This is a genomic window from bacterium, assembly GCA_009926305.1.
Lineage (GTDB): Bacteria > Bdellovibrionota_C > UBA2361 > UBA2361 > RFPC01 > RFPC01.
In genome coordinates, this window is record RFPC01000098.1 from 1 (window position 1) to 8,040 (window position 8,040).

Sequence of the window (8,040 nt, forward strand, 5' to 3'; positions counted from 1 at the left end):
GTAGCCAGCGCAGCAAAGACGAGATATGCCTCTTCGTAGTGATGCCAAGCACGGTGATTCCCATTCCATCCCACAGAAGTAATCGTATACAAAACCTTCTTTATCTTCGTCTTCGCGGCATCCCGTGCTACCGCAATATCTGGAATCAGCCCGACGATAAAGAACACCGCTGAAACGGTAAAATACGTTGAAACTGCGAATACATCCCACAAGAGAGGAGAGCGGAAGTTCGGCCATAGCATCCTTTCGTTCGGGTACGGCAAGAGCCAGTATGCAAACCAAGGACGCCCAACGTGAATCAGAGGAAACAAGCCTGCGGTCATTACAGCAAAAACCGTCATCGCTTCAGCCAATCGATAAATCGGCATACGGAATCTTGCACGAAACAAGTAAAGCACTGCGGAGATAAGCGTTCCCGAATGTGCAATACCAACCCAAAAAACGAAGTTCGTGATATAAACACCCCATGCAATGGGATGGGCAATCCCTGCTGAACCCATTCCATTTCGTAGCTGCCATGAGAATGAGATCGCTCCAATACCGACAAGAGTGACGCACAGACCAAGGAGAAAGTACCACCCAACCTTTGGCGGCTCTAACATCTTTAAAACGGTATCATTCACATACCCGTAAGAAACTTCCCGCTCTTCGGGGTCAATACTGGCATCGTCGTGAGCAGTCATCGTTGTCATAGTTCCTGATGTTACTGACATGGCATCAAACCTTATACTTTACGTTCTCTAGGTAAATAACTCCGGGTTGAGTATTCAAGTGGTGATCGAGGACCTTGTATGCACGCGAGTCCTTCGACAACTTCGAAACTTTACTGTTTGAGTCGTTAATATTTCCAAAAGCAAGCGCCTGTGTCGGACAACTCTGTACACATGCTGGCTGCACTTCCCCATCGAGGACTGTGCGACCCAGGTCTTTTGCCTTTCCTTGGGCTTCTTTTATTCGTTGAACACAGAAGGTACACTTTTCCATGACACCCGCTGCTCGCTTTGTCACATCTGGGTTCACTTGTAGATTCATCGGCTCTGGCCATTCGAACTCGAACCAATTAAAGCGTCTTGCTTTGTAGCTACAGTTGTTTGAGCAGTATCGAGTTCCCACACACCGGTTATACACCATGACATTTAAACCTTCGTCATTGTGATACGTAGCGTACACTGGGCAAACAGGCTCACACGGAGCGTTGTTACACTGCTGACACATCATCGGCATGAAACTTACCGTAAACTCTTCAGCACTTGCGTGATGATCCCCGTAACTGGCCGAGTGTCCTCCTGACTCTGGTCGCTCATCAAAATACCGATCCAGTCGGAGCCAGGACATTTCTCTCCCTTGGTAAAAAACCTTTTTCCCGACAGTCGGTATATTGTTCTCGGCATAACAGGCGGTAACACAAGCGGAACATCCAGTACACGCCGCAAGGTCAACGGCCATGACCCACTCATACATCGGGTGTACCCGCTGCTCATACATTTGCTTTGGCTCATGGTGCCCATGCTCCTCGTCGTGGTGCCCATGTTCATCACTGCTGCCATGATGAGAATCATGTTCATGGCTACTCTTACTCGCTTCCACTATCGAGGTACGAGCAAGCCCTCTACCTGCCTGCGAGTCGCTTCCTTGAGAGACGACCAGTGGAGACTTTTTCAAAGAACGAGTGACAGCAACCGATGCCGAAACAAGGGAAAGCCCCTTATTCTCCGACTCATCTCTTGAAAGAAGATCAAACACGTTCCCAACATGTGAAACCTCTCTTGCGTAGCGTCCATACTCGGTATGCCCCTGCCCTACGGGAACCCCTACGGTCCCCTCTGCAATTCTATCGGAGATATACACCGGGAGATTCAACTCTCCATACGCATTACGAACAGTGATGGAGTCTCCAGTTTTTACGCCGAGTTGTGCTGCGGTATTCTCGTGAAGCTCACCCCAAGAATCCCATACCGCCTGAACAACCGGATCTGGTAATTCCTGCAACCAAGGTCGATTTGCAGCTCTTCCGTCAAAGGTCTTCACAGAGAAGTACGGAAGCAGCGTTAGCTCACCCTTCGCCGGACTTACTGCATGCTTATCACCAGCACTCCTAAACGCCTCTGGAGAAACGTTGACTTTCACGCGCTTGTTGAGCTGTGTGTCATCAAAAACTCCACCTTGCTCCACTCGCTCTAGCCACCACTTGGCAAATCCCTTCGTTGACCCACTCCCGTTGTACACTTTACGCCACTGCGCTTTCACATAATCTTGAAATGTCGAAGTGTCACCAGCTGAGGAAATCTTTACACCGAGCGCTTTTGCGACCGTAAGAAGAGTATCGCCAAAACTTTTGGTATCAAAAACGGGAGTCATTACGGGCTGAACAATCGAGCGAATCCCAGGGACAGCCTCTGTATCTCCCCAATCTTCAAGCGAATGATGAGACGGCAGAATGAGGTCAGCCATTTTCGCCGTCTCGTCCAATGATGACGAAAAACTTACGACGAGTGGAATGTCGCTATCCACATTCCCCGCTTCATTGATTGCTTTCTGTCGCTCAACTCGCCCCTGGTTAATCGCATATTGCAACCCATAGTCTGCAGGGAGCGTAAACGCAGGATTCACTCCATCACCAACAAGTAGTAACCGGAGATTTCCCTTCCCAAGAGCGTCAATCGCGTCAGCCAGCTTCTTTCGATCGCTTTCTGGTGTACGCATTGCTCCTAGCTGTACAACATCACCAACTGAAGCAAGCACAAGATTCATTAGGGAACAGATTACGGCAAGGTCTTCTCCATAAGAGGTTCTCGACGTCGCTCCACCGGAGAGAACGACTCCGTGCTTTGAGTGCTTTAACCGATCAGCAACAAGCAAAATATCAGTCTGCTCAAGTCCCGAAGCCTCCGCAGCCGCTTCAGCTGAGGTGTTTCCTATTACACTCTGAATCCCGGACAGAACCCGTCCTGAAAGGTTTGAACCCTTACCAGCATCTATCAAAGACTTTAAAAGAAACTTTGCAACTTCAATTTCACTACCGGGAGCGCACTTCAACCAACGATCCGCATTAGAGCCCGTCAGGGAAAGCCGTGGCTCAATATGAACATACCGTGTGCTTCCGCCATTTCGTCTCCCGTCAGCCCATCTCCTGGCATATTCAACTGGGGACGCCCACGTTTCTAGGAAATCTGCACCGAAGTTTAAAACAAAATCTGAACGCTCAAGCCGATAGGTCGGTATGCCGTACTCTCCGTACACCACTCGGGAGGCTTCAGCCACCTCAACTGGAGAAAGCGGGTCATACACCACACGCTGCCCCCCACTAGCCGCCACGAAATCCGATGCGAGTGATTTATAGCTCCCTGACTGCTCACCAGTAACAAGCGCAAAATCCGAGCCTGCAAATTTCAGCGCTGCTGTAAGCTTCTTAAGCGCACTTCCCCAAGAAATCGGAACGAACTGCTCAGTGCCACCGTCCACCTTCTTCACGAGCGGCTGTCGCACCCTGTCCGGGTCATAGAGCGCTTGAAGAGAGGCTTGCCCAAGACCACACAATCCCCCTTTGCTCAAGGGATGGGAGCGGTTTCCTTCAACCTTAACTGCACGCCCCTCTCGAGTCCGAACACTAATACCGCACCCAGCAGAACATTCAGTACACGTAGAATTGTACCAAACGGCGACTCCTGGAATAGAGTCCTCTTGACCAAAAACATTCGGATACGCTTTGTGCTTTGAAGAATCAGAACATCCAGCGGCTGTTACCACTGGAGCTGCACCGAGAATCTTCAGAAAATTTCTCCGTGAGAGGCCATCTTTCTTTTCCTCTTTCTGTTCATCTGCTCGAGTTCGAATTTGAACCAAATCACTCATGTTTCTTTCACCCTGTTCAGCAAGACCTTTCCCTGCTTCACGTTCATACTTTTTCACTTCTGAGAGACTCATTCTGGGAGCGCATCCACCGACTGAGTCTCATCTTCCCATTTGCTTCAACCCATCAGTAGTGACACGTTGCGCAATCGATACTTGTCCCCTGCTGGCGGTGGCAGTCGATACACCATCCCATTTTCATAGAAGAAACCCGCTCGACTACTTCCATCTCTGCAATCTGACCGTGGCAAGATTGACAACCAACACCCGCAGCAACATGCCGCTTGTGGTCAAACTTTATGTAGTTCGGCATTACGTGCACTTTTTCCCACGGAATCGGCGCTCCTTCCCCAGTTTTTGCTGCTCCAGCCTCATTCCCGTAGGCCTCACCAGAGTTATCCCAGTATGAATGAAGGGTCTGGATAGCCTCTTTTTGCTCCTCGGTACGACCAAGCACATATCGATGACAACCCATACACGTTTCGACCTCTGGAATTGCCGCATAGGGAGACTTTGAAACCGTCCAGTGACAGTACTGACATTCCATCTGGTTTTGTTGCACATGCGTTACATGACTAAAAGGGATCGGCTGCTCCGGCTTGTACCCACGCGCCCTTTCTGGTGCACCGAAGTACCGAAAATGATCAATAAGATGTAAATCCCAGAAGATCGCCTGACCATCATTCCACACACCAGAATGAATACCCTGTTCAGGGTAGCCCTCACCGCCCTTACCTGCGGGTGCAGGCATGTTGCTTTCTTGCCCTTCAGCATGAGCAACAGAAAGTAAGGAGGACGCATTGTGGGTATTTAATTTTTTAGAACTCGATGTACTAAACCAATACATCGCTGCGGCACTAATCACACTAACGGTGAGGAGTGAGATAAAAGTTTTTCTCAGCACGACTGTCTTCTTCTACGTTAAGGAGTAAATTTATTTGTCCTGACACGTTTTTTCCCAACAGGAACCAACGCTGGGCATGAGCAAAGATAAAATATCTTCCCTCCGCATGGCAGACATCATTTTTAATTTCTGATGTCGGCCGATCCGCGTTGCGAACTCTGTCATTCAAAACCCATGATTTCATAACTAAATGAGGCGGTTACATCAAGCTCCTTAAGCATTTCTTGGAGATTTGACGTCTTTCAGCCTTAGAGCGCGCGAGCCTACCCCTATTATTGATATCTCAATGTGTTGCTTGATATGTCATGCAGCAACATGACAACTCAATGCTCCAGAGAACTTCGTCCTCCCGCTTCCCCTGAAAAAGGGGTACGTTACGGTAGAACGGTCTCGGGAAGGCACCATGAAGGACGAACAAGAAAAACCCCTTTGGGAACCGACATCACGGGAGCTTTCAGAATCGCACATGACGCGCTTCATAGCGCAGTTCAATAATCTAGGAATCAATTCCTACTCAGCGCTTTACGACTGGTCACTCGCTCATCAAGAAGATTTCTGGATTGCTCTCTGGAAATTCTGTGAAGTTCGCGGGGAGATGGATTCATTCAGCAAACCTCTATCGGTTTTCGCTCAAGATCGTAAATTTCAAAACTCACGGTGGTTCCCTAATGGAAAATTGAATTTCGCTGAGAATCTTCTCTGGAAGAATGATAATACCGATGCCGTTATCTTCTATGGTGAAAGGGAAGGGGTTCAGCGATGGACATTCAAGACTCTGCGAGAACACGTACTCCGGATCAGAGCATACTTCAGGCAAATAGGAATCAATTCTGAATCCACGATAGCCGCTATTACCGCAAATACTCCTGAGACAATTGCATGTATGCTAGCAGCAACGTCTCTAGGAGCCACATGGTGCTCTGTGGCTCCTGAGTTTGGGCCAACGGGAATCCTCGAGCGTTTTCAACAAATTTCCCCAAATGTGCTCATTGCGTCAGAACGCTACTTTTATAAAGGCAAAGAGATTCTTTTAGAGGAAAAGATCCGTCAGACTGCAGAAGCTCTTTCCTCAGTCACGGAAATTCTTGTGATTCCCTATCTTGAAAGCACACTAAAAATACAAGGAACTACGCCCTATGCTGACGTCCAAAGACTTCAGCCAGACACTTCTCCCTTTGAACAATTCGCATTCAACCACCCAGTATACTACCTGTTTACGTCGGGAACGACTGGAAAACCCAAGGGGATTATACATGGCGCTGGGGGGACTTTGCTCGAACATAAAAAAGAACTCATGCTCCATACCGATCTTAAAGAGGGTGATACCATTTTTTACCAAACGACGTGCGCGTGGATGATGTGGAACTGGCTCGTTTCGGGGCTCTCCGTTGGAGCAACGGTTACCCTCTATGATGGCTTCCCTCTTGAAGATGATGGCAGTCTGCTGCTTGAGATGGCCGAGAAAGAGAGCGTATCAGTTTTTGGAACGAACCCTGGATATCTTCGTGAGGTCGCCAGTCGCGACCTGCTGAAACATCGGACATTTAATCTCAGTGCTCTGAAATCAGTTCTCTCCACAGGTGCACCCTTACTCCCCTCCCAGTTCAAGTGGTTCTATAAAACCTTCCCGAAACACATAAGACTTTCATCAATATCAGGAGGAACTGACATCGTTGGCTGCTTTGCCCTCGGGAATCCCTTACTCCCCGTACTCAGCGGACAACTCCAGTGCCGAAGCCTTGGTTATCACGTCGAAGCCTTCGATGAAAAGGGGAATGCGGTCATCGAAGAGCGCGGTGAGCTTGTCTGTACAAAGCCCTTTATGTCGATGCCAGTAGGATTTGTAGGAGATAGTGAAGGAGCTCGTTATGAATCTGCATACTTCACGGTATTCCCCGATGTTTGGCACCATGGAGACGCAATTACTATTACCAAACAGGGTGGCGTAATCGTACATGAACGTTCCGATGATATTCTCAACGCGAGTGGAGTTCGGATTGGTCCAGCGGAAATTTATCGTCAGGCGCTAGCGCTCGAGGGGGTGCAAGAAGCATGCGCTGTGACCATGAATGTGAGAAATGAAGACCGCATTGTTCTCTTTCTCATCCTGTCACCAGAGATGATCTGGAATGATGAGAAAGAGAAAAAACTCTGTCATAAACTTAGAAGTGAAGAGAGCCCTCGGCATGTTCCTTGGAAAATTGTAATCGCGTATGATTTCCCCCGAACATTAAGTGGAAAGACCTCAGCCAGCGCTATCAGGAATATTCTCCAGGGGAAAACGGTGCTCAATAAACATGCATTGAAAAATCCTGAGGTCCTCGGCTTTTATGAATCACAACGCGAAAATCTTCTTACCAGCTCGTAACACTCTCAACTTTTCTGCTGTTATCCAACAGCACCCCATTGCTTGATAATCTCACCTGCCTTAGCCCGAGGCACACAATACTTTTCACGCGAATGCGCCAGTGCGGCCTTTGCTCCATCCGCCTTCACCTCGGAGGTCTTAGGGCTAAGGCGCGCTGAGAATATTGGCTGTGATATCCCATAGACACTCGTTTTGACATAGAACTCTTCAGGCGCTTGAGATGAAAGATCTTCCTGCTTCACATTCGGCTGGAATTCAGGTTCAAGCAGGCTTGAATCCTCAGTGGAAGTCGCAAAAGCAAAAACATTCACTACATTCGTAAACAAACTATAGCGAACTGATTCGGGCAACGCTCCAAGCGTCTGGGTTGCTAGCGTAAGATTTAATCCGTACTTACGTGACTCACTTAATATCTCCGCAAAGCTCGTTGTAGCAAATTGATCAAACTCATCGATATAAAGATAGAAATCCTTACGACCAACTATTGAAACATCAATACGAGACATTGCGGCTTGAAAGATACGGCTGACCAGCATTCCACCGAGCACCGACGCATTCGCCTCTCCAAGATCCCGCCCCGGAATTTTCATCAGCAAGATCTTCTGTTCATCAACAATCTCTCGAAAATCGAATGCATTAAATGGCTGTCCCAGAGTGTGGTAAATCATGTCATGCGCTGTAAAATCTTCAACCATTTGAACAATTGGAGCTACCACTTGCTCATAGCTTTCTCGAACAATCTCAGGGAACGTTCCGTTCCAAAATGCTTTCACGTGAAGGTCTTCAACTTGAGATACAATGCTCGCTCGGTAAGCCTCATCAACGAGAAGCCGCTTCATTGAAAGAATAGTAGTAAACTTTGTGCCAAGGAGTGTGACAACAAGGTGCATGAGCACATTCTCAACTGGGACACTCCATG

At 48.3% G+C, this 8,040-nt stretch carries 6 protein-coding genes; 1 reads left to right on the forward strand and 5 read right to left on the reverse strand.

The features are described 5' to 3' along the window. From EBR25_11675 to EBR25_11690, 4 genes are all read right to left on the reverse strand, one after another. Positions 1-602, reverse strand: a 602-nt coding sequence (locus EBR25_11675; protein ID NBW41642.1) for a hydrogenase, incomplete at its 3' end; no start/stop codon positions are given. 115 nt (positions 603-717) lie between these two features. Then, positions 718-3,924 (reverse strand): 4Fe-4S dicluster domain-containing protein, encoded by a 3,207-nt coding sequence (locus EBR25_11680; protein NBW41643.1) that lies wholly within the window; start codon positions 3,922-3,924, stop codon positions 718-720. A 52-nt stretch (positions 3,925-3,976) separates the two neighbouring features. After that, positions 3,977-4,714 carry a hypothetical protein gene (locus EBR25_11685; protein NBW41644.1) on the reverse strand — a complete coding sequence of 246 codons (738 nt, stop codon included), beginning with the start codon at positions 4,712-4,714 and terminating at the stop codon, positions 3,977-3,979. A gap of 1 nt (position 4,715) precedes the next feature. Further along, a complete protein-coding gene (locus EBR25_11690; protein NBW41645.1) occupies positions 4,716-4,937 on the reverse strand; it encodes a hypothetical protein in 222 nt (73 codons plus the stop codon). A gap of 219 nt (positions 4,938-5,156) precedes the next feature. Between EBR25_11690 and EBR25_11695 the strand changes: the two genes are divergently transcribed. Beyond that, positions 5,157-7,121, forward strand: a complete 1,965-nt coding sequence (locus EBR25_11695; GenBank protein NBW41646.1) for an acetoacetate--CoA ligase — start codon at positions 5,157-5,159, stop codon at positions 7,119-7,121. 20 nt (positions 7,122-7,141) lie between these two features. Here EBR25_11695 and EBR25_11700 read toward each other — a convergent pair whose 3' ends face one another. Further along, positions 7,142-8,011, reverse strand: coding sequence for a hypothetical protein (locus tag EBR25_11700; protein NBW41647.1), 870 nt, complete (start codon positions 8,009-8,011; stop codon positions 7,142-7,144). Positions 8,012-8,040 lie beyond the last annotated feature (29 nt).

Excerpts from the sequence above, each read along its gene's own strand:
- EBR25_11700 (NBW41647.1), bottom strand. The coding sequence starts at position 8,011 with ATGCACCTTGTTGTCACACTCCTTGGCACAAAGTTTACTACTATTCTT.
- EBR25_11690 (NBW41645.1), bottom strand. The coding sequence starts at position 4,937 with ATGAAATCATGGGTTTTGAATGACAGAGTTCGCAACGCGGATCGGCCG.
- EBR25_11695 (NBW41646.1), top strand. The coding sequence starts at position 5,157 with ATGAAGGACGAACAAGAAAAACCCCTTTGGGAACCGACATCACGGGAG.
- EBR25_11680 (NBW41643.1), bottom strand. The coding sequence starts at position 3,924 with ATGAGTCTCTCAGAAGTGAAAAAGTATGAACGTGAAGCAGGGAAAGGT.